Below are 21885 nucleotides of genomic sequence, written 5' to 3' on the forward strand. Positions count from 1 at the left end.
CGTTTTCGCAATTCCTTTTACTATTATGATACCAATCATTCATTCGGATGTAAATGAGATTCATTTTCAAACTAACCATGTAATTTAAAGGAGATGTGTAAAAAAATGGGTAAAACATTCACGGTCGGCTCACTGAAGCCTGCCGTCCGGCCATCGGAGCGCTCCATTTCTGCCGCGCCGCCTAAGCCCGATGGGCCGTCCGCCGTGCGGCCGTCTGTCATTCAAATCGAACAAAAAGGGAAAACGTTCACCGTGCAGCCAGCCCCCGGCGTTTCGCTTCTTGACGCCGCCCTAGGACAAGGTGTTCTGCTCGATCACAAATGCAAAAAAGGAACGTGTGGCCGTTGCATGGTCACCGTTCTCGCCGGCGCTCACCTTCTCGCTCCGAAAACGCGGCGCGAGCGCGAAAAAACGGATCAACCAGCCAAACGGCTTGCCTGCCAAGCACAAATCCAATAAGCCGAGCGCTATTTTAGCACGATCGGCTTATTTTTTCCCATGCAACCGCTCCCACCTACTTTCTCTCATTGCCTGACTCTTTACGCCATGGTATGATGGTGAGAAATACAAAAAACGGAGGGGATGCCTATGAGAACGGTCACCTTAACCGACGTCTTTGCCCATCCGATTGCGCAAAAATATTTAAAACGATCCGGCCTCGCCCACGCCATCACCGCGGCGTACCATGCCTACCACCTTGCCCTCCGCCACGGAGTGAACGTCGACTTGGCGACAAAAGCGGCACTGCTTCATGATATCGGCCATTACACATGGTACAAAAACGGCCGTTGGGACTACGAACAATACCGGCAAAACGACATCCATGCCATCAAAGGGGCCGAGCGCGCCCATAAGCTGCTGATCCGCCTTGGCGAACATCCGCAAAACGCTAAGGAAATTGCCCTGGCGATTTTGCTTCATACCGATTCCTACCTTCCAGAAGGAGAATGGAAACGAACGCCGCTCCAAGCCATCGTCAAATGGGCCGACGAAGCCGACGAGGAGCCCGGCGGCCGCCACCATTATCGAACGATCAGCGACGACTTAGCGTGGAAAAAAATCCGCCAGCTCGACGAACTCGTCAGCCGTCAGCACGCCCAAAAGTGGCTCGGAGATATCATTTGAACAGTTGCTTTAATGTCGTCATTTCCCGTAAACAGGAAACGAGATATCGCCACAAACCATGTCTGCTCTGAACGGAAGCAGCTCACCCTTGAATCAGGTGGGCTGCTCGCGCGCCAGCAACACCAAGTCCCATCCCCATTGAATGATACATCGTTCGCTCACATTTCAAGACTGCTTGGCATCATCTGTCCTGCTAAAACGCCCGCTGCTGTTCGTTCAAAACTCATATTTCGCAATCTTTGCATAATATACAAAAAACAACCTCAATATTCACATAAAAATAAATGTTTTTCCAAATATTGTAAAATAACTAATTTTTATTCGTTAAAATCAGGCTTACTTTGAATTTTTATTCAGGGTGCGAAATGTAGGTCAAAAAACGGCAAGTCAAGCAAAAGGCGAACGGCCTTGCCTGACAAAAAAGCCACGCTGACCGTTGTCAAACGTGGCTTCTCTCATTTATAACTCATCAAATCCGTTGTCCACTTGCACTTTCGTATACTGGCGTGGTTTTTGCTCGAAGAAGTCTGATTTGCCAAGGTCAACTTCTTCATACGCTTTAATCCAGCGGAGCGGGTTCGTCCGGTAGCCGTCAAACGGGCGGTCAAATCCGAGCTGATGAGCGCGGACGTTGGCGTAAAACTTAATGTACGCTTCCAAATCAGCCAAGTCGATGCCATCGATGTCATTCCCGATGATTTCCCCGGCCCATTCGATTTCCAGCTCAGCCGCTTTCGTAAACGTTTCACGGACAAAATCGGAAAGCTCCGGCGTCCGATACTCCGGGTATTCGTTCAACACTTCTTTGAAAATTTTCGCAAACAAATCAACATGAATGTGCTCGTCGCGGTTGATGTAATTGATCATCGTGCTCGTCGCCACCATTTTTTGCTGGCGCGCAAGGTTGTAGAAGAACGCAAACCCTGAGTAGAAAAACAGTCCTTCTAAAATGACGTCAAAAACGATGGAGCGCAACAAGTTTTCCACATTCGGCTCTTCCGCAAACGCCTTGTAGCCGTTCGTCACAAAATCGTTCCGCTTGCGCAGCGTCGGTTCGTTCCGCCAAAAGTCGAATACTTCATCTTGCTTCGCTTTCGGCACAAGGCTCGAGAGCACGTACGAATAGGAATGGTTGTGAATGACTTCCTGCTGGGCGAGCATGATCATGAGCGCATTGATGCTCGGGTCCGTAATGTAATCAGCGACACGTCCGGCGTAATCGGTTTGGATGCTGTCAAGCAGCGCTAAAAGACCGATGATTTTCAAAAACGCCTCCTGTTCGCGGGCGGTCAGCTGCGGAAACTGCTTCACATCTTGGGCCATATTGATTTCAAATGGCGTCCAAAAGTTGGCGAGCATTCGCTTATATTTCGCATACGCCCATGGGTAGGCAATATCGTCCCAGTTCAACACATTCGAGCAGCGGCCGTTGATGATGCCCGTCGAACGGTTCGGCGCCTCCGGATCCATAATCGGTCGTTTGACTAAGCCGATCGTCATCGTCCATTCCTTCCTTTCGTTTTCTAGTATCATGTGCGCGGCCAACCTCGGACGCCCCTCCCGCACAAGGAAGGGAAAGCCCGACCAAAGGCGTTTGTTGCGCCCCATGGTCAGCTCGCGCAAGAATCGCACTCGTCGATCGTCCCCGATGTCGAACGCACGTAATACGTCGTTTTCAGCCCCGACTTCCACGCCGTCAAATGCAAATCGAGCAGCTCTTTTGCCTTAATCGTGTTCATGACGTAGAAGTTAAAGGAGATGGCTTGGTCGATATGGCGCTGGCGGGCGGCGTTTTGCTTGATGCTCCAACGTTGGTCGATATGGTACGCCGATTTGTAATACCATGTCGTCTGTTCGTTTAAATCCGGCACCGTAACGGGAATCTTATAATCTTTCTTTTCCTCGGCGTATACTTTTAAGAAAATGGGATCAATGCTCGCCGTGCTGCCGGCGATGATCGACGTCGATGTGTTCGGGGCGATGGCCATGATATAGCCGTTGCGCATCCCGTAGCGGGCCACATCTTGCTTCAGCCGATCCCAATCGAGTTCACCGTGGCTTTCGTAGCCGCGCCGCTCAAAATAAGCGCCCGTCTGCCAGTCCGACCCCGGAAACGCCGGGTAGCTCCCTTTCTCTTTGGCGAGCTCCATGCTCGCTTGAATCGCCAAATACGCGATCGTTTCATACAGCTCGTCGGCATAGCGGACCGCTTCGTCCGACTCCCAGCGAATGCCTTTTAACGCCAAAAGATGATGCCAGCCAAAGGTTCCAAGCCCGACAGCGCGGTATTTTTCGTTCGTCAGGCCGGCCTGCAGCACCGGAATATTGTTTAAATCAATGACATTATCGAGCATCCGCATTTGAATCGGGATGAGCCGCGCCAAAACCCCATCGGTCACCGCCCGCGCCAAGTTGATCGACGATAAATTGCAGACGACAAAATCGCCTGGGATTTTCTCAATGATGATCATCCCGTCTTTTACATATTGCCGCTTCGTCACCGTCGGGCTTTGGTTTTGCGCGATTTCCGTGCAAAGGTTGCTGCAGTAGATCATCCCGAGATGGCGATTCGGATTTTGCCGGTTCACTTCATCGCGGTAAAACATAAACGGCGTCCCCGACTCGAGCTGGCTGCGCATGATGCTTTTCATCACTTCGATCGCCGGCACTTTTTCTTTCGACAGTCTTGGTTCGTTGACACATTGCCAATATTTTTCCCGAAAGCTGCCGCTCCCTTTTTCCTCATCATAAAAGTCTTCCAAGCTAAATCCCATCACCTTCCGCACTTCATGCGGATCAAACAAGTACCAGTCGCCGCGCTGTTCGACTTGCTCCATGAACAAATCAGGGATGCAAACGCCGGTGAACAAATCATGCGTCCGCAGCCGTTCGTCGCCGTTGTTGAGCCGCGCATCGAGAAACGCAAAAATGTCTTTATGCCACACATCCAAATAGACGGAAATGGCTCCCTTTCGCTGTCCTAACTGATCGACGCTCACCGCTGTATTGTTCAGCTGCTTCATCCACGGGATGACGCCGGAGGAGACCCCTTTGAATCCTTTGATGTCGCTGCCGCGCGACCGGATTTTGCCTAAATAGACGCCGATGCCGCCGCCCGATTTCGATAAATTGGCGATGTCGGTGTTGCTGTCGTAAATCCCCTGCAAGCTGTCATCGACCGTATCAACAAAGCAGCTCGACAGCTGGCCGTATGACTTCCCGGCATTGGCAAGCGTCGGCGTCGCCACGGTCATGTATAAGTTGCTTAACGCCCAATACGCTTCCTTCACGAGCTCAAGCCGCCGCTTTGGCGGTTCATTCGCCATAAGCGTCATGGCAATGACCAAAAACCGCTCCTGCGGCAATTCATACAACCGCCGCTCATAATCGCGGGCCAAATACCGATCAGCGAGCGTGCGCAGCCCGATATACGTAAACAACAAGTCTTTGCCTGGATCAAGAAATGAGCCAGCCGTCTCGATCTCTTCTTTCGTATAACGCTCAAGCAATAGCGGGCTGTACACCCCTTGTTCCGTCAGCGCAACAAGCAGCGAGTAGAAATCGCCATACCGCTCGCGTTCATCGTACCCGCGCTGCCGCGCCGCTTCACGGTACAATTGCCGCAAATACAGCCGGGCGCACACAAACGTCCAGTCCGGCTCATCTTCATCAATGTAAGAAAGTCCTTCCAAAATAGCCGTTTGGTGCAGCTGTTCTACCGTGACGGACTCCTTTCGACTGAGAAGCTGCCAAACACGCTCGACGTATTCATCAAGCGACAGACGGCCGAATCCAGCGGCGGCTTGCCCAATCAGCGACGCAAACTCTTCACGTGAAAAAGAAACCGGCTTCCCTTGGTCATCGATGATGATCATTTTCGTCAATGCGGTCATTCGTTTCCCCTCTCCTCCATAAAAAAATCCGCTCGGGCAGGCGAGCGGATGAAACGACAGACGGAAAAAGGCAGACGAACCCCTTGTTCTTTTCCCCTATCGTTTCATCTTCTCACACCCCGAAGAACATGAAACGTTCCAAGCAAGGCAGGTCTCCTGACTCGTGCATCGTCCTACTTTGGGTCCTTCCCAGCGGCGCGCTGAATGGCTCTTGCCGCCAGTGGCCATCCCATTTCGTCCGCACATACAGTTGCGGGGGCAGTTCCGGATTCACACCGGATTCCCTATTAAGTCCTGATGGACACCGTTGCTTAGCAGAACAATATGTAGTTGTAAAAAAAGACCTCAAAACCAATATATAGTAGTTTAGCATCCTGATGGAACAAGCATATACCAAAACCGGGAAAATTGCAAGAGCGGGAGAAAGCAAATTTTCTCTTTCGCTTCGCCAAAGGCAAGGAAACTGTCCGCACCATCGAAAAAGGCGTTCTAGGTGTCGCCCTTAGAACGCCCTGTCGTTTCCCTGCTACACCTCCAAAACAGACGCTGGCCGCTTCTCGTTTTGTACGGATGGAGCAAAATCGTACTTCTTTTCCACATAGACTTGATGCCAAACCATAAACGCCAAGACCGTCCACAGCTTGCGGCTGTGGTCCGCCTTGTGGCGGGCATGTTCATCCAGCAGCCGATAGAGCACGTCCTTATGGAACAGATGATCAGTTTCGCTTTCGTGGATGAGCTGTCTCGCCCAGTCATACATTTCGTTTTTCAGCCAGTGGCGAATCGGCACGGGGAACCCTAATTTTTTCCGGTTTAACACATGATCCGGCACGATGCCCTCGGCCGCTTTGCGCAAAATATATTTCGTCGTACCGTTGGCTATCTTCATATCAGGGGCGATTTGCCTAGCAACCTCAAATACCTTTTTGTCTAAAAAGGGAACGCGCAGCTCAAGCGAATGGGCCATCGTCATTTTGTCCGCTTTGACTAAAATATCGCCCCTTAGCCATGTATGAAGATCAATATACTGCATCCGGTTGACGGGCGGGTCATGAAGCGTTTCGCGGTAAAACGGAGCCGTCACCGCCGTATATTCGCACCCTCCTCGGTACGTTTTGAGCAGCGCCGCTTTTTCCTTTTCGCTATAGATTTTGGCATTGCCGACATACCGCTCTTCAAGCGGCGTCGTGCCGCGCTCCAAAAAGCTTTTTCCTTTCATCCCGTCCGGAAGCATCTTCGCGATCACCCGCAACACCGCTTTTACGATGTTTGGCATGCGCGCAAACAGCCGCAACGACTCTGGTTCGCGGTAAATGTTGTAGCCGCCAAACAGCTCGTCCGCCCCCTCGCCGGAAAGCACAACCGTGACATGCTTTCTCGCCTCACGAGCGACAAAATACAGCGGCACAGCCGCAGGATCGGCAAGCGGATCGTCCATATGCCACATAATTTTCGGCAGCTCTTCCATATACTCCTGCGGTGAGATGACATAGCTAATGTTGTCTACCCCAAGCTTCTCTGCGGTTTCTTTTGCGACATCGATTTCACTGAACCCTTCCCGCTCAAACCCGACGGAAAATGTCTTCAGGTGCGGATGGAATTGTTTCGCGATGGCGACGATGAACGATGAATCAATGCCTCCCGACAAAAACGCACCGACCGGCACATCGCTGCGCATATGGACGTTGACCGAATCAAACAGCGCATCGCGGATTTTCTTTACAAGCTCCTCTTCCGATTGGCGAATGGGCTCGAAGGATGCCTTCCAATAACGATGAATGGTGAGCGGTTTTCCGACTTTTTTCTTGAGATAATGCCCCGGCTCCAGCTTGTAAATGCCGGCCGACATCGTCAGCGGCTCAGGGACATATTGGAATGTTAAATAATGCTGCAGGGAGTCGCCGTTCAGCGATTCCTGTCCGAGGGCCAGCAAGATGCTTTTCTTTTCCGAAGCGAAAAACGTGCGATCTCCTTGCTCCGCATAAAAAAACGGCTTAATGCCGAACGGATCCCGCGCCGCAAACACCGTTTTCTCTTGCTTGTCCCAAATGACAAACGCAAACATCCCGCGCAGCTTTTCGACCGCTTTTTCTTTTTCCGCGCTGTAAAGGGCAACAATCACCTCGGTATCCGAATGCGTCGCAAACGAATATCCTTTCGCCGCCAGCTCTTCCCGCAATTCAAGATAGTTGTAAATTTCCCCGTTAAAAATGATCCAATATCGATCGTTTTCATAAGACAGCGGCTGATGTCCCGCCTCCAGATCGATGATGCTCAAACGCCGAAAACCAAAACTCACGTAGTCATCAAAAAAATACCCCTCATCGTCGGGGCCGCGATGGGTAATCAGGCGGTTCATCTCCACCAACGTTGTTTTCCATGTTTGCTCAATCGCTCTTGGGCGATCATGAATACAGCCAATAAAACCGCACATGGCGATGATTGTCCCCCCCACTTTGCTAAGAAGAATCCAAAAACAACACCAAAAACCTTTTTGTTTAAAACTAAAATGATTTATACAAAGACACTTTCATTCTATCGTACACAACATCAAGTTTCAAAAACAATCTGTTTCCATTTTTTCAGGAAAACTGCTTGCAAGATTTTCAGTTTCTCATAATATTAACGATAAAATATGGAGAAAGTGTGAATTTCACTATTTTTGCACATCGATCTGTTACTATAAAAACACACACGTGTTATAAAGGAGTTGAGAATGGCTTGTTAGCGTTTATCCTTTTTTTGACTTTTCTCATCGTTTCCCTTTGTTTTGTTCTCTTGAGAAGACCTCTAAACGGGAGGATGGATCAACTGTCGCTCGGATTGTATATTTCCTGTTTCTTGCTATTGGCCGCCTCATTATCCTATTATGCAAGTTCGGCCCAGACAGGCGATGCCATCAAAGCCTTCATACAGAACAGAAACAGCAGAGAAACCAATCCGTCCCCCAGCAATCAAGCAAAGGAGGCGAATCGATCAGTTGCCTCTTCAAAGAAACAAGCGCTAAGGACATCCGTCCTGATTGACGCCCCCCTTTTGTCTCAGCTTCCGGAACTGCCGAGGGGATGCGAAGTAACCAGCTTGGCCATGCTCTTGAATCATGCGGGCATTCGCGTCGATAAGATGACGTTGGCGAAACAAATCAAGAAAAATCCTACTCCGTATCAAGTGCGAAATGGCCAAGTGTTTTACGGCCACCCAAATGAAGGGTTTGTCGGCGATATGTATACGTTATCGAAGCCTGGATACGGCGTGTACCATAAGCCGATCAAGCAGTTGGCTGAGCGGTACTTGCCTAACCAAATCATCGACTTAACAGGGCAATCGTTTGAGAACATCTATACATACTTGGCCAAAGGCACACCGGTTTGGGTGATCACCAACACCACCTTTCGTCCTCTTCCTCCCTCTGCCTTTCGGGAATGGCAAACCCCGCAAGGCCCGATCAAAATCACGTACCGGGAACACGCGGTGCTCATTACGGGATACGATGAGCAGTACATTTATTTCAATGATCCATTGACCGCTGTCAAAAACCAAAAAGCGCCGAAACAAGACTTTATCGACGCTTGGGTTCAAATGGGACGGCAGGCGATTACCTACCACCGTTAGACATCGGTGAATCCGAATCGCTTGCCTTTTTTTACATTTCAGTTGAACGATTTTCTCCATACATTTTGCACATCTATTTTTTATCATATCATTGCATCTCCCACTACAAGCTTAAGGAGGGAAAACGACATGAAAAAATGGCTGCTTGGCGCCATTTTCGCAGGAGTAGCAGCGATTGGCGCAGCTTGCTCAAATCCATCTTCCATGCAGGGACACGACATGTCCGGCATGAATATGGAAAAAGAAAATACTTCCGCTGAAACGAGCAAGCAGCAATTGCCTTTAGCAACCAATACAGAAGTATTATCCGGGAAAGAAATTCACCTTACTGCGAAGGAAGCGTTATTACCCATTAATGGTCAAATCAAACTCCCGGTATACACGTATAATGGATCCGTGCCTGGTGCACAAATCCGCGTGAAGCAAGGAGACAAAGTAAAAATCGTAGTAAAAAATGAATTGCCGGAACCGACAACGATTCACTGGCACGGCTACCCTGTTCCAAATAACCAAGATGGAGTACCGGGTGTCACGATGGACGCCATTAAACCGGGTGAAACGTTTACGTATGAATTTACAGCAACCGTGCCGGGAACGTATTGGTATCATTCCCATCAAAAAAGCGCCGAGCAAGTGGACAAGGGATTATACGGTACATTAATCGTAGAACCGAAAAATGAAGAAAAAGTCGATCGAGATTATACACTTGTGTTAGATGAATGGATGAGCAATCCGGATGAAGGAAATATGGATATGAGCGGCATGGATCATAGTAATATGAATAATGGAAATAGCTCTGATAATCAACAAATGGATATGAGCAGCATGGGCCATGATATGAGTATGTATGATATTTTCACGATTAACGGGAAAAGCGGTTCCGCTGTCCAACCTTTAAAAGTGAAGAAAGGCGAAAAGGTGCGGCTTCGTCTGATCAACGCAGGATACATGGCCCACAAACTTCACCTGCATGGTCATGAGTTTAAAATTGTCGCAACTGACGGGCAGCCGTTAAAAGATCCGCAACCAATCAAAGATGAACTTTTAAGTATTGCTCCGGGTGAACGTTATGATATTGAATTTATCGCGAATAACCCGGGTGAATGGTTATTAGAATGTCATGGTGATATGGAAGGTACCGATGGCATGAAAGTGAAAATTCAATACGAAGACCAGACAAACAATACGGATAAAGAAAATGCAAAAGAAAACCTCCCTGTTGTGGATATAACAACATACGGAAAATATGAAGTAGGTCAATTTACACTAGACCAAAAATATGATGTAGAGTACACAATGGATTTAGGAACAGCCATGGGCAAAGATGGCATGGTCTACACGATTAATGGGAAAACGTATCCTGACACAGCGCCTATTAATGTGAAGACAGGAGATTTAGTAAAAGTCAGAATTGTGAACAATTCACCAAAAGATGTACATCCGATGCATTTACACGGCCATTTCTTCCAAGTATTAAGCAAAAACGGCAAGCCGGTCACAGGCTCTCCATTGATAAAGGATTCCTTAAATGTAAACCCTGGTGAAGAATATGTCGTCGCGTTTAAAGCGGATAATCCGGGAAATTGGATGTTCCATTGCCATGACTTGCACCATGCTTCAGCCGGAATGGTCACAGAAGTAAAATATACCGATTACAAATCGGACTATACCCCAGATCCGAATGACACAACGAATAAAGGTGAATAACAGCTTATCGTAGTAAATAAAAGAGGCTGATTTCAAAAGGTCGATTTAGCAACCTTTTGAGACAGCCTCTTATTTTTTTGTTTTTATTTCCAGTTTATTATTTTTTAGTTAGAAAAAAATAAAAATGAATTTAAATCAAAAGGAGTGATTATATATGACAACGGTTATTGATTCATCATTTCAACAATTTCAAACGTGTATTGATGCTTGCAACCAATGTATGCAAGCTTGTGAAGAATGTCTGACTTCATGTTTAAAAGCAGCTGACGTACAGGCTAGAACACATTGTATCAACATTTTAAGGGATTGTGCAGATATTTGTGCCATGGCGGCTCAATGGATGTCTCGCGGAAGCATGTATGCGAAGGAGTTTTGCCAACTTTGCGCGACAATTTGCGATGCTTGTGCCGCTGAATGTGCAAAATTCCAAGATACACACTGTCAGGAATGTGCCAATTTATGCCGTCAGTGTGCTGAAGAATGCCGTAAAATGTCATCATAATACTATTTGAGGGTGTCTCAAAAGTGATCACTTTTGAGACACCCTCTCTCTTTCATGTTACTTCACATTATATCCTTGCTCTTCAATCGCTTCTTTCAGTTTTTCTACGCTGACCTTTGTTTCATCATACTCCACATCGACAGTTCCTTCTTGCAAATGCACTTCTACACGGCTGACGCCATCCAACGCTTGAAGGGCATTGGTCACCGCCGCTTTGCAATGTCCGCATGTCATTCCTTGTACTTGTAATGTAATCGTCATCATCCATTCCTCCTTGAATGTTTATAGTTTCACGCGTTTCAAACGAAGCGCGTTTGTCACAACCGATACAGAGCTAAATGCCATCGCTGCCCCAGCGATCCAAGGTTCCAACAGCCCGAGAGCGGCTACAGGAATGCCAACTGTATTATAGAACAAAGCCCAGAACAGATTTTGCCGAATGTTTTTCATCGTTTTGCGGCTCAACTCAATGGCTTTCGGGATATGGCGCAAATCGCCGCCGACCAAGGTCACGTCCGCGGTCTCGATGGCGACATCAGCTCCCGTGCCAATCGCCATCCCAATATCCGCTTTGGCCAGAGCTGGAGCGTCATTAATTCCATCACCGACCATCGCCACACGTTTTCCTTGCTTTTGCAATTCCTCGACGATGTTCGCTTTGTCTTCCGGGAGCACCTCGGCGTACACATGCTCAATGCCGACTTCATTGGCGATCGCTTCCGCTGTCCGTTGATTGTCCCCTGTTGCCATATAGACATCGATGCCCATTTGTTTTAATGTTTGAATTGCTTCTTTGGAGCTTTCTTTTACCGTATCCGCGACAGCAATGATGCCGGCAAGCTGTCCATCGATGGCAGCGAGCATCACTGTTTTCCCTTGTTTTTCAAGCTCTACCATTTTATCTTCATGCACAGAAATCGCTACAGAGCGTTCCTTCATCAATTTTCGCGTCCCAATAAGGATGCTTTTTCCGTCAATGACCGCTTCAATTCCGTGGCCGGTAATGGCGGAGAAGTGCTCCAATGGCTTCATCGAAATCGCTTGTTTCTTCCCGTATTCAACAATCGCATGAGCCAGCGGATGCTCCGAAGCGCTCTCGGCGGAAACCGCATAATCGAGCATGTCCTCGCGGAAGGCTAGCACATCGGTGACTTCCGGTTTTCCTTTTGTCACGGTTCCTGTTTTATCGAGTAATACGGCATTGATTTGATGCGTTCTCTCTAGGTACTCACCTCCTTTAAAGAGAATTCCCTGTTCTGCCCCTTTGCCGGTGCCGACCATAATCGATGTCGGTGTGGCCAAACCGAGCGCACAAGGGCACGCGATGACAAGAACGGCGATGGCCGCCTCAAGCGCTTTCGCCAAATCACCCGGCGCAACAAAGAAGTACCATATAATGAATGCAACGACAGCAATTCCGACAACAATCGGTACGAAAATGCCGGAAATGGTATCCGCCATCCGCTGAATCGGGGCTTTCGACCCTTGCGCCTCTTCAACGATTTTAATGATATTGGCCAGCGCGGTATCTTTTCCGACTTTTTCGGCACGAATGGTCAGTACGCCATTCGTATTCATCGTCGCCCCGATCACATAGTCGCCTTCCTTCTTATCAACCGGGATCGATTCACCGGTAATCATCGATTCGTCTACGGAAGAAGCGCCGGAGATGACTGTACCGTCTACCGGAATTTTTTCTCCTGGCTTGACAAGAATCGTATCGCCGATCACCACTTCCTCCAGCGGAACTTTCATTTCTTCCCCATTCCGAATGACGGTCGCTTCCTTCGCCTGCAGGCTGACTAGCTTCGAGATCGCTTCGGTTGTCCGCCCTTTCGCAAGAGCCTCAAAGTATTTGCCGACAAGCACAAGCGTAATCAAGACGGCGCTCGTTTCAAAATACAGCCTCGGCATATAGTCAGGATTCCCAAGCGTCCGCCACGCTTCATACAAGCTGTAAAAGTACGCGGCCGATGTCCCCAGCGCCACGAGAACGTCCATGTTGGCGCTTTTGTTGCGCAACGCCCGATACGCCCCGACATAGAAGGGACCGCCGATGTAAAACTGAACGGGTGTAGCTAAAAGAAGCTGGAACCACGGATTCATCAAGAGCTGCGGCATCGGCAAGCCCATATCAAACGGCATATGAGCCAGCATCGTATAAAGCAGCGGCAACGATAAGATGATGGAAATGGCGAGTTGCCGTTGTTTTTGTTTCAGCCGCTCTTCTTTCCGACCAGCATGGTCTTGTTCTTCGTTTCGAATTTGCCCCCTGTACCCAAGCTTTTTGATTTTCTCTAAAATGTCTTCGACAGATGTGACACCCTCCTTGTATTCGACCACCGCGCTGTTTGTCGCCAAGTTGACAGCAGCGCTTGTAACACCTTCCATCCGATTTAACCCTTTTTCAATCCGTGTCGCACAGGCCGCACATGTCATTCCTTCAATATCAAGCGTCACTTTTTCTGTCGCAACGCCATACCCCAAATTCTCAATTTTCATTTCGATATCGGCTATATTTTGCTTCGATGGATCATATTTAATCGTTGCTTTTTCCATTGCCAAATTGACATTGGCTTCTACGCCATCCATCTTATTTAATACTTTCTCAATCCGATTGGCGCACGCGGCACATGTCATGCCGGTCACTCTAAGTGTGACATGCTTTTGTTCACTCATAATGCTTCCCACTCCTTTCACTTTGAGAACTGTTTAATGACATCCATTAATTCGCGAATGGATTCTTCTCCACTTCCTTCGCGGATCGCTTTCGACACACAATGGCTGACATGACGTTCTAACAAGTTCAATCCTACTTTATTTAACGCTGCCGTGATCGCTGAAATTTGCACTAAAATATCAATACAATAACGATTGTCCTCCACCATTTTTTGCACACCGCGCACTTGTCCTTCGATGCGCTTCAAGCGCTTGATGATGCGTTCGATTTCCTGTTCCGTTCGTGGAACCATTTTTTTATCCATATTATGATCTTCATAATGGTTCATCAAACATCACCTCTTTTCATTACATTATACCGGTAATGGGTATAAAATGCAACAGAGATCCCCTCTACAAATCATGTTCACCACAAAACCGTAATCAATACCTGCGCAGGAAAAAGCCCGCTTTCCACAAAAAATTCACAATTTTAATACTTTAATACCATAATAAAACATGACATAACTGATCAATAAGCCGCTGATAAGCAAAAGATTTTCGCCCTGAACGACTATATTGCCGAATTGCAATATACATTCCCCCAAAATTCATATTTCTATCGGTATTAGAAAGGATTCTTCTTTGCGACGAAAAAAATACAACTATAACTACATCACCCTAACCATCTTGAAACGTTCTTCCAAACATTGTTACTGCATCATCTTCTTTAAAACCAATAAGTGATGGTATCGAACACGCCAAGCAATACCATCACAATTCCAGCGGTTTGCTGAATGAGCTTCCCTACCCGTCTTCCTTTTTTCATGACAGCACCGCTCAATCCTAAGTACCAAAGGATGAGGATGAAGAAAATAACCGGTACAGAAGTTCCGACGGCAAAGACGCTCGGCAACAACACTCCATAAGACGTTGAGTATACGAGAGGCATTAGAGTAACAAAAAATAAAACAAACATCGTTGGACAAAAAGCCAACGAAAAGCCAAATCCCATGAAAAACGAACCGATTTTTCCTTTTACCCATCTCTCCGGCACTCTGAACAAAGTGACATTCCAATACATTTTAAAAAGCCCTAACAAATACAAGCCTACGAGAACAAGAATCGGGCCAATCAGCTTTCTTAACCATGGAAAGTATAGTGTCAGTGTACTTTGAATCTCCTTCCCCATCAACCAGACGATCAAGCCTAACCCGGAAAAAGCGATGACCTTTCCGAAAATAAATAAAAGCAGTTCTTTCCAAGCGATCCCCTTTTGCAGAGATTGGTTGCTGTACAACGTGATTGCTCCTAAGTTGCTAGTCAGCTGGCACGGAGCCATCGCTCCAACGATGCCAAGAAGAAACGCTGACAAAACAGGAAGCGCTGTTGTGCTGTTGGCCATATTCAGAAACGGCTGGCTCAGCAGGTTGCTGATTTGGCTTAGGAATGAATACACTCTTCTTCTCACCCTCTCCATCCGTTACTTATATTGTAGCAGTGAATTTTGCAAAAATTATGGAGCGATATATTTTTAGGCAAACAAAAAGACATGCGCCCGCATGTCCCTATATTTCCCCTTCTGATGCTAGTTTTGTCCAACTTCCACCGTTATTTTTTGTCATAAAAATATCCCCGTTCATTGTAACGATCACAATTTCTTTGTCGTTTGCTGGATTAGAAGTTATATACATGATATGATCTTTTTCATCCAATGGCGGAACAGCAAGAACTTCTTCGTGTTTTGTGTCTAATGATTGTTTGATGAGTATAGACTGATCATTCTCTACAGCTGCAAATACAACCGACTTTTCTTGAAACATAAATGTCGTCGTATCAATTTTTCTCGTAAACCGTTCAAACGTATTCCCGTTATCTCTCGAAATGAAAACTCCCTCGGCTGTACTAATCCCGACCATATTTTCATCCGTTGGGTGAGCCACAATCGTTCTCGCTGCCGTTTGCGGCAGGCCATTCAATTGACTTGGCGACCACGTTTTGCCGTCATTCATGTCGGTAGACTCAACCTAAATTCTAAAGCAAAAGGAGGAAACCGCTCATGCGCAAAACCGCGATTGTATGGTTATCGTTATTGGCGATGTTGGCGTTTGTTCTCGGGGGGTGCGCAGCCAATTCCCCTCAAGACAAAACCGAACCAGAGAAAAATGGGCAGCCAGCCGCCCTTGAACAAACACAAGAAACGAACAAATTCTACTTTACTGCCAACGAGGGCGGAAGCATTTCAAAAATTGATGCGAGAACAAACAAAGTGGTCGGAACGATCAAAGTCGACGGCGCGGTCCATAACGTCCAAGTTTCTCCCGACGGAGCTATTCTCGGCGCTACGTTAGTTCCGGCCATGCAACACGGGCATGACCAGTCGATGGATATGAAAGGAATGGCGTTGTTTTATGATACGGAAACGAATGAATTAATCAAAAAAGTGGAAGTGGGACACCATCCCGCCCATATCGTGTTTACTGAAAACGGCAAATACGCCCTTGTGACCAATAATGAAGACAATAACGTTTCCGTTATTGATCTCGCGAGCTATTCAGTCATTGAAACCATTCCAACCGGAAAAGGCCCGCACGGGTTTCGCATTTCCAAAGACAGCCAATACGCGTATGTCGCCAACATGGGGGAAGACAGCGTCAGTGTTCTCAACTTGCAAACAATGAAAGAAGAAAAGAAAATCACAGTCGGATCCATCCCTGTCACAACCGGCATTACTTCGGACGGCAAAACGTTAGTCGTAACGTTGAATGCTGAAAATGCCTTGGCCATTGTTGACGTAACAAGCGGGAAAGTGGAAAAAATCCCTGTCGGGCAAGGGCCAGCCCAAGTGTACGTGTCGCCTGACGATACGTTTGCTTATGTCGCCAATCAAGGGACGAAAGAGGCGCCCTCTCATTCTGTAAGCAAGATAAACTTAAAAACGAAACAAGTCGTGGCCACAATTGAAACAGGAAACGGAGCGCATGGGGTCGTCACAAGCCCGGATGGCAAGTATGTTTTCGTTACGAATATGTTCGACAACACCGTGAGCGTCATTGATCAAGAACAAAACAAAGCAATCCAAACGGTTCAAGTAGGCGAAATGCCCAACGGGATCAGCATCATGCCGTAAAGGAAAAAGTAGCAGGTTGGACGTTCCAGCCTGCTGTTTTTTCTGCGGAATAACGGATTTTCATTTTTCCCTTTTCCTCGGGCTCAGTACGGCAATATACACATTGCCATCTTGAATATAAGCGTCAAATGTATCTAACGGTCTTGGCGGTGGCCCCCCTACATTGATACCGTATTCGTCATATTGCCCCGCGTGGCACGGACATAAGAAGCGGATGCCTGTTTTCTGCATGTTCTCCTCAGCATCTCCAACGGTACACCCTAGATGGGTGCAAATCGGGGACATAATGAGTAAAGAACCATCTTCATTTTTGTTAATGTAGACAAACCCTTCCCTTTCCTGTTTGGTCCATGCATCTTTTATGGTGACTTTATACGGCACCTTTTTAGGGAATTCTCCCTTTTCTAATTCGCTTAGAGGACCGAGATTGGCCATTGAACTTGTATTGACCGTTTTCTTATCGTTGCTGCAGGCAGCCAGTCCTGCAGGCAATACCGAAACAGCCAGCAGTCCAGCCGCCCCCTTTAACGACCTGCGAAGAAACTCTCGGCGATTCAACATAAGATTTCCCCTCCTTGCCTCCTCTAATAGTAGGGAGGTGCGTGAAATAAGAGGCGAATCGATCAGCGTTTATCGCGCAATGCGAGTTTTACTGCAAAATACACGACCAATCCAATGACAAGCAAATTAAGAAACCAGCCGAGAATGCCAAACCCCATCATCCCCCAGCCACTCATCATCCCGCTCATCATCCTCATCACCTCCTGCATGATCTAAAAATCATTCTCACCTATCGCTAACCATTTATGTCATAATTTCGCCTGACTTGAATGAAAAATCTAATTGGAACTCCAAGCACCCTTTTCCGCATCTTTAGCATTTGTCAATACTCCCATTCACACTTGATGCAGCCAAAAATTGATCCACAACGTTTTCATCCTCTCTCCTCTTGCTTTACTTTCAGAATAGAGAAAAACTGTGGAGAAAATATTGAGAAAATATTGATAAAAACCTACAAATATTTGTCAAGGCTTTCACAAAAGTTCATTTCCCTTTTAGTCGCCACGCCTTCTATTGGTCAAAACAAATGCCGAGAAGATCTCGGCAGCCATCATCTTATGAAACTTTCGCAAATCCAACCATACCAGATTCTTTATGCCCTGGAACCGTACAATAAAATCGAAACACACCGCGTTCGATTGGTATGAACGTCACCTCGGCTGTTTTCCCCGGCAAGGAATAAACATGAACGTCCGCATTTTCTGCATGGTTTCCATGGTCATTCTGCTGTAACAAAATCTTCATATTTTCGAATTCGATATCGTGTTCCATTTGACCGCTATTTTTCAGAATTAAGGTAACAGGCTGTCCTACAGTCAGTTGCAAACTCTCAGGAAAGTAATAAAATTCAGTCGCTTCAATCACTACCTTTTTCCCCTTTGTTTCGATGCTTAACGGAGATGCAGTTTGGTTGTGGCCCTCCATAAAATGGTTCATAGTCGGATTCGTTATCGGAAGATTAGAAGATCGAGAAAATTCATTATATAAATGGTTATACAAATAGAAAAACAGCGGAAGGACGATTGCTAACCATAGCGGGTTATGGAATAGTTTATTGATCAAAAACGCACGGTTAAAACCCGTTTCTTGTTGAAGCATGTATAGAACAATACAAGCCATTCCAACAAATAGAACAAGCATGATGTGAATCGTAGAATCCCGATATTCAGGCGCAATCATTTCTCCTAACATCGCTCCCATCATGCCGCCCATGACTCCTGATAAAACACCGTCGATGATGGCCATGATGCTGATCGGCATCCCAGCTAAAAATCCAGCTAAAAACCCAAAAGCCATTCCTAAAATGGTTGACAAAAAGAGATTGCCGTTGTAAGAAATCCCAGCCAGCAGGCCGCCCGTCAGCCCAGCCAACATTCCTAACGCCATCGCCGCCATCATTCCAGCCATGCATGTGATTTTCTTCCTTTTGATAAAGATGAAAGCAATCACAATGAAAGACAAAACCGCCGCGATCCCCCCAGTGAATAACATCGGCAACGGATGATCCCTCCTGCAAATGTTTATTTGTACACATATATGTGTGCAAATAACAGGTTAGTCCATGTCAGTGAACATCCCGGCTGAGTTTGAGCGAAAACAGAGGGCGTGTCATCCGATTACAGCTTTTTGTATTACACCTGCATGTATTCTGTTCTTGAGCGCTCTCCCACCTACGCTTAGAAGGCCGGTGAATTAATGGGGCATAGACTTCCCACATGTCGAATTTTGGAGGCCATTCTCCCCGCCGTTTGGCGCCAAAGGATGGGAAGACGAGCAGGACTTCCTGCTCCCAATTCCGGTTTTGCGCACGCCAAAGAGCCGGTCCCCCCTCGTTTTTTTCGAAACCGGCACAATCGCTTCAGATTTTGCACGACGGCGGTCAACAGTGCCTGTTCTTCCATGGCGTAAAGGCCCCGGCTTCGGGCCCGGTCCAGCCCGTGACATTCCTTCCCTTCGGCGAACACATGCTCACAACGCGTGCGAAGGGCTTGAATGGATCGATAGCCGCCCTGTTGTTGAATGAGCCTCGCTTGATTGCGAATCTGAACGTCTCGGACTTTCGCCTGGCGCTTTGCTTCCTGAGCGGGATCCTTCGCCCGGCGCTTCCAGGTTGGAATCTCCTCCATCTCCTTGCGGCGCAACGGCACGAGCGGTGTGATGCCTTGAACGAAGAGCGCTTCCAGATACTCGGTGGTGCCATACGCTTTGTCCGCAGACAAGGTCCGAATCGTAATCGACGGGTGGCGAAACTGAATCGAAGCCAGCTGCTCCAAACTCGTCTCCCGTTCCGCCGTTCCAGTGGCGAGGCTGGCCCGTCTGGATAAAATCACGCGCGACTGGACATCGATGACGTCGTGCACCAGATACCGAGGATACGCTTCCTGCCCTTTGCCTTTCTTGTACAACCGGGCATCCGGATCCGTCACGCTTCGATGGGTCCGGTTGGAAAACGTGGCTCCACGGAAGTTTCCCCGTTCTTCGGCATGGACGCGTTCCCCTGATTTTGGAGACGGAGAGGGTGGGTCGTCATCCGGATCCCGGGCCTCGGTCTGTTCATCTTCCCGGGCAGTGCGGGCCAGATAGTCTTCCAACGTCTCCACCGGAGCGAGCTTGACCTCCCGCAAGCTGTGGATCGAGGCATTCGCCCGCACTTGGGTGCCGTCAGCCGCCGCATGGACATCCGGCGAGACCAACCCCGCCGCGATGCATTGATCCACCACATAGGTCATCAGCCGGTCAAAGATTCCATGTTGGCGCCAGCGTTTCCGTGTTTTGACGAGCGTCGTTCGATCCGGCAGTGTGGGGTGATGAGGATCCGGATGGAGCACGGATTCAAAGTCGAGACCGCAAAACCACAAGTATCCGGCATGCATGGGGAGGATCTCATACAACTCCCGCTCAGAGTGGTCGAACAAATACGAGAGCAGCATTAGGCGAAGCAGCCGTTCCGGATCCGCCGCCGGGCGACCCGTTTTTTCCGTGTACAGGGGAGCCACCCAATCGTGAATGACGGAAAAGTCAACCGCTTCGTTGATTTGGCGCAAGATATGATGTGGAGGAACGAGTTCTTCCATGTCGATGACTTGAAACAGACGAGGCTGAGTCGAAGGGTTTTTGGGGGCTTTCATGATCCGCTCACGCTCCATTCCAACGATTTTTCTTCCTTTTTCGACATAAGCCCCCTAAATCCCTGCCTCAGGGTGTACTTTTTTCACCGGCCTTTTAGAGGTGGGAGATTCTTGGGAACACCCGCCCCACGGCAGGCTGTCAACCAAGCCATCCCCGTGCGTCCCACGGTTCAGCTGCCTTACAAAGACAGCAAACGAAGCCTCTCATTTTGGAACACTCTTTGCAGCCAAGCCCCGACCCTGTTGTTTCATACGCTTGATTCCACTCGGCCAAAAGACTTTACACAAACCGGCAGCACCCAATCGTTTGGTTGATGAGCTCCGCTTGTTTTCGGGTGGGATCCAACCGAAACCGATAGGCTCTATGCATGACCTTCCCTCCTATTTTAGGGAACGTTTGTTCTGTTCGTGCCCATTTTATACCTTTTGTTCTTTTGATGCAAGAGGAAGATCGATGAGGGAAGACACCGATTCATCCCCTACTGACGCTCACGCGTGGAAGTGGGGGTCTTCTCGGTTCGGGATGATCAAACGACTATCCACACATGCCGCAGCATATGATGAAATTGTGATACCTTCTCTAAAGGGGGAAGAGGGAATGCATGGTTACTTGCCGGGAAATCCTCAAACGCCTATTATCACGCCCAATGTAAAAGATGCGCCATTTCGGGTTCTCAAAAACGGGGTAAAACAATTTCACTTGCGGGCGGAACCGGTCGTGCATGAGTTGGTAAACGGAATTAAAATCCGCGGGTATGGATACAACGGAAGTATTCCCGGGCCGACAATTCTTGTCAATCAAGGGGACTATGTTCAAATTACAGTCGAAAACCGTTTGCCAGAAGCGACATCCGTCCATTGGCACGGATTAATTGTTTCCAACCGAATGGACGGCGTACCCGGCCCTGGGGGCAGCCCGATTATCCAACCGGGGGAAAGTTTTACGTATGAATTTCGCATCCAACAGTCAGGAACGTTTATGTACCACAGCCATGTCCATGATGCAAAACAAGAGTTAATGGGATTAGTAGGCATGCTTATTTCGCGCGGCATATACGAAGAACCCGTGGACCGCGATTATGTTCTGTTGCTTCAAGAGTGGGCTGTGCAGATGGAGATGCATCAGCAAACTAGCAGCCATCCAATGAATGATCACCCTTCCAAACAATCGGCATCAAATATATATGACATCGATCCAATGTCAATGATGTTTAATTTTTTCACAATTAACGGCAAAGCCTATCCTGATACCGCTCCTTTATTTGTCCGATATGGCGAGCGCGTCCGTATTCGCCTTGGCAATTTAAGTATGGATTCTCATCCGATGCATTTTCACGGGCATGAGTTTAGTGTCACCGCGGTTGACGGAAATCCGATTCCTATGATGGCAAGATTAAAACGAAACACGATTAATGTAGCGCCAGGAGAAACATGGAACATCGAATTTTTGGCCAACAACCCGGGAAATTGGGTCTTTCACTGTCATAAACCTCACCATACAACCAACATGCATTCGATAAAGGACATGGGCGGCATGCTTACGATGGTCCGCTATGCGAAATAGATGAG

The 21885-nt window shown here is 47.9% G+C and carries 19 protein-coding genes, 1 pseudogene and 1 riboswitch; of the genes and pseudogenes, 7 read left to right on the plus strand and 13 right to left on the minus strand.

Features of this window, described 5'->3' with window-relative positions:
- Nucleotides 1-105: 105 nt before the first annotated feature.
- Nucleotides 106-459 carry a 2Fe-2S iron-sulfur cluster-binding protein gene (locus GS3922_RS11840; RefSeq protein ID WP_011230415.1) on the plus strand — a complete coding sequence of 118 codons (354 nt, stop codon included), beginning with the start codon at nucleotides 106-108 and terminating at the stop codon, nucleotides 457-459.
- Nucleotides 460-588: 129 nt separating this feature from the next.
- Entirely contained in the window at nucleotides 589-1125 is a 537-nt protein-coding gene (locus tag GS3922_RS11845) for an HD domain-containing protein (RefSeq protein ID WP_011230414.1), read from the plus strand.
- A gap of 459 nt (nucleotides 1126-1584) precedes the next feature.
- Here the strand turns inward: GS3922_RS11845 and GS3922_RS11850 are convergent, their stop codons facing one another.
- The 3 genes from GS3922_RS11850 to asnB form a co-directional block, all read right to left on the minus strand.
- Complete coding sequence (locus GS3922_RS11850; protein ID WP_063166534.1) at nucleotides 1585-2625, minus strand: ribonucleotide-diphosphate reductase subunit beta; 1041 nt, start codon at nucleotides 2623-2625, stop codon at nucleotides 1585-1587.
- Nucleotides 2626-2735: 110 nt separating this feature from the next.
- On the minus strand, nucleotides 2736-5018 hold the full coding sequence (locus GS3922_RS11855) for a ribonucleoside-diphosphate reductase subunit alpha (RefSeq protein WP_063166535.1): 2283 nt from the start codon (nucleotides 5016-5018) through the stop codon (nucleotides 2736-2738).
- A gap of 129 nt (nucleotides 5019-5147) precedes the next feature.
- Nucleotides 5148-5343: riboswitch (cobalamin riboswitch) on the minus strand.
- A gap of 201 nt (nucleotides 5344-5544) precedes the next feature.
- Nucleotides 5545-7452, minus strand: coding sequence for an asparagine synthase (glutamine-hydrolyzing) (gene asnB / locus GS3922_RS11860; RefSeq protein WP_063166536.1), 1908 nt, complete (start codon nucleotides 7450-7452; stop codon nucleotides 5545-5547).
- A 287-nt stretch (nucleotides 7453-7739) separates the two neighbouring features.
- Between asnB and GS3922_RS11865 the strand changes: the two genes are divergently transcribed.
- The 3 genes from GS3922_RS11865 to GS3922_RS17325 all read left to right on the plus strand — a co-directional run bounded on the left by GS3922_RS11865 (nucleotide 7740) and on the right by GS3922_RS17325 (nucleotide 10839).
- Nucleotides 7740-8630 carry a C39 family peptidase gene (locus tag GS3922_RS11865; RefSeq protein ID WP_013146009.1) on the plus strand — a complete coding sequence of 297 codons (891 nt, stop codon included), beginning with the start codon at nucleotides 7740-7742 and terminating at the stop codon, nucleotides 8628-8630.
- A 129-nt stretch (nucleotides 8631-8759) separates the two neighbouring features.
- A complete protein-coding gene (locus GS3922_RS11870; protein ID WP_063166537.1) occupies nucleotides 8760-10337 on the plus strand; it encodes a multicopper oxidase family protein in 1578 nt (525 codons plus the stop codon).
- Nucleotides 10338-10491: 154 nt separating this feature from the next.
- Entirely contained in the window at nucleotides 10492-10839 is a 348-nt protein-coding gene (locus GS3922_RS17325) for a four-helix bundle copper-binding protein (RefSeq protein ID WP_082816566.1), read from the plus strand.
- Nucleotides 10840-10896: 57 nt separating this feature from the next.
- Here the strand turns inward: GS3922_RS17325 and copZ are convergent, their stop codons facing one another.
- From copZ to GS3922_RS11895, 5 genes and pseudogenes are all read right to left on the minus strand, one after another.
- Entirely contained in the window at nucleotides 10897-11100 is a 204-nt protein-coding gene (copZ, locus tag GS3922_RS11875; protein ID WP_015863916.1) for a copper chaperone CopZ, read from the minus strand.
- Nucleotides 11101-11121: 21 nt separating this feature from the next.
- Nucleotides 11122-13518: a heavy metal translocating P-type ATPase gene (locus GS3922_RS11880; RefSeq protein WP_063166538.1), complete on the minus strand. Its 2397-nt coding sequence runs from the start codon at nucleotides 13516-13518 to the stop codon at nucleotides 11122-11124.
- Between the two features lie 17 nt (nucleotides 13519-13535).
- Entirely contained in the window at nucleotides 13536-13847 is a 312-nt protein-coding gene (locus GS3922_RS11885; protein WP_047817983.1) for a metal-sensing transcriptional repressor, read from the minus strand.
- Between the two features lie 380 nt (nucleotides 13848-14227).
- Entirely contained in the window at nucleotides 14228-14956 is a 729-nt protein-coding gene (locus GS3922_RS11890; RefSeq protein WP_015863917.1) for an urease accessory protein UreH domain-containing protein, read from the minus strand.
- A gap of 109 nt (nucleotides 14957-15065) precedes the next feature.
- Nucleotides 15066-15506 (minus strand): annotated as a pseudogene (locus tag GS3922_RS11895) (F510_1955 family glycosylhydrolase); the annotation flags it as partial.
- A 50-nt stretch (nucleotides 15507-15556) separates the two neighbouring features.
- Here GS3922_RS11895 and GS3922_RS11900 point away from each other — a divergent pair.
- The gene (locus GS3922_RS11900) at nucleotides 15557-16627 is read left to right on the plus strand and encodes a YncE family protein (protein WP_011230396.1); all 1071 of its coding nucleotides are present in this window, start codon (nucleotides 15557-15559) and stop codon (nucleotides 16625-16627) included.
- Nucleotides 16628-16687: 60 nt separating this feature from the next.
- Here the strand turns inward: GS3922_RS11900 and GS3922_RS11905 are convergent, their stop codons facing one another.
- The 5 genes from GS3922_RS11905 to GS3922_RS18175 all read right to left on the minus strand — a co-directional run bounded on the left by GS3922_RS11905 (nucleotide 16688) and on the right by GS3922_RS18175 (nucleotide 20686).
- Nucleotides 16688-17188, minus strand: coding sequence for a QcrA and Rieske domain-containing protein (locus GS3922_RS11905; protein ID WP_063166539.1), 501 nt, complete (start codon nucleotides 17186-17188; stop codon nucleotides 16688-16690).
- Nucleotides 17189-17250: 62 nt separating this feature from the next.
- The gene (locus GS3922_RS18370; RefSeq protein ID WP_257722309.1) at nucleotides 17251-17379 is read right to left on the minus strand and encodes a hypothetical protein; all 129 of its coding nucleotides are present in this window, start codon (nucleotides 17377-17379) and stop codon (nucleotides 17251-17253) included.
- A 364-nt stretch (nucleotides 17380-17743) separates the two neighbouring features.
- A complete protein-coding gene (locus tag GS3922_RS11910; RefSeq protein WP_063167401.1) occupies nucleotides 17744-18679 on the minus strand; it encodes a cupredoxin domain-containing protein in 936 nt (311 codons plus the stop codon).
- A gap of 185 nt (nucleotides 18680-18864) precedes the next feature.
- The gene (locus tag GS3922_RS11915; protein WP_081823186.1) at nucleotides 18865-20334 is read right to left on the minus strand and encodes a transposase; all 1470 of its coding nucleotides are present in this window, start codon (nucleotides 20332-20334) and stop codon (nucleotides 18865-18867) included.
- Between the two features lie 262 nt (nucleotides 20335-20596).
- Nucleotides 20597-20686 carry a helix-turn-helix domain-containing protein gene (locus GS3922_RS18175; protein ID WP_015374211.1) on the minus strand — a complete coding sequence of 30 codons (90 nt, stop codon included), beginning with the start codon at nucleotides 20684-20686 and terminating at the stop codon, nucleotides 20597-20599.
- A 228-nt stretch (nucleotides 20687-20914) separates the two neighbouring features.
- Here GS3922_RS18175 and GS3922_RS11925 point away from each other — a divergent pair, with 228 nt between their 5' ends.
- Nucleotides 20915-21880 (plus strand): multicopper oxidase family protein, encoded by a 966-nt coding sequence (locus tag GS3922_RS11925; protein ID WP_063166540.1) that lies wholly within the window; start codon nucleotides 20915-20917, stop codon nucleotides 21878-21880.
- Nucleotides 21881-21885: the final 5 nt, after the last annotated feature.

The organism is Geobacillus subterraneus (assembly GCF_001618685.1).
GTDB classification, from domain to species: Bacteria; Bacillota; Bacilli; order Bacillales; family Anoxybacillaceae; genus Geobacillus; species Geobacillus subterraneus.

Coding starts and splice junctions, on each gene's coding strand:
- GS3922_RS11850 (WP_063166534.1), bottom strand. CDS start 2,625: ATGACGATCGGCTTAGTCAAACGACCGATTATGGATCCGGAGGCGCCG.
- GS3922_RS11905 (WP_063166539.1), bottom strand. CDS start 17,188: ATGTTGAATCGCCGAGAGTTTCTTCGCAGGTCGTTAAAGGGGGCGGCT.
- asnB (WP_063166536.1), bottom strand. CDS start 7,452: ATGTGCGGTTTTATTGGCTGTATTCATGATCGCCCAAGAGCGATTGAG.
- GS3922_RS11925 (WP_063166540.1), top strand. CDS start 20,915: ATGCATGGTTACTTGCCGGGAAATCCTCAAACGCCTATTATCACGCCC.
- GS3922_RS11900 (WP_011230396.1), top strand. CDS start 15,557: ATGCGCAAAACCGCGATTGTATGGTTATCGTTATTGGCGATGTTGGCG.
- GS3922_RS11915 (WP_081823186.1), bottom strand. CDS start 20,334: ATGGAGCGTGAGCGGATCATGAAAGCCCCCAAAAACCCTTCGACTCAG.
- copZ (WP_015863916.1), bottom strand. CDS start 11,100: ATGACGATTACATTACAAGTACAAGGAATGACATGCGGACATTGCAAA.
- GS3922_RS11870 (WP_063166537.1), top strand. CDS start 8,760: ATGAAAAAATGGCTGCTTGGCGCCATTTTCGCAGGAGTAGCAGCGATT.
- GS3922_RS11910 (WP_063167401.1), bottom strand. CDS start 18,679: ATGTTATTCACTGGGGGGATCGCGGCGGTTTTGTCTTTCATTGTGATT.
- GS3922_RS11855 (WP_063166535.1), bottom strand. CDS start 5,018: ATGACCGCATTGACGAAAATGATCATCATCGATGACCAAGGGAAGCCG.
- GS3922_RS11840 (WP_011230415.1), top strand. CDS start 106: ATGGGTAAAACATTCACGGTCGGCTCACTGAAGCCTGCCGTCCGGCCA.
- GS3922_RS11885 (WP_047817983.1), bottom strand. CDS start 13,847: ATGAACCATTATGAAGATCATAATATGGATAAAAAAATGGTTCCACGA.
- GS3922_RS11845 (WP_011230414.1), top strand. CDS start 589: ATGAGAACGGTCACCTTAACCGACGTCTTTGCCCATCCGATTGCGCAA.
- GS3922_RS18175 (WP_015374211.1), bottom strand. CDS start 20,686: ATGCATAGAGCCTATCGGTTTCGGTTGGATCCCACCCGAAAACAAGCG.
- GS3922_RS17325 (WP_082816566.1), top strand. CDS start 10,492: ATGACAACGGTTATTGATTCATCATTTCAACAATTTCAAACGTGTATT.
- GS3922_RS11880 (WP_063166538.1), bottom strand. CDS start 13,518: ATGAGTGAACAAAAGCATGTCACACTTAGAGTGACCGGCATGACATGT.
- GS3922_RS18370 (WP_257722309.1), bottom strand. CDS start 17,379: ATGATGAGCGGGATGATGAGTGGCTGGGGGATGATGGGGTTTGGCATT.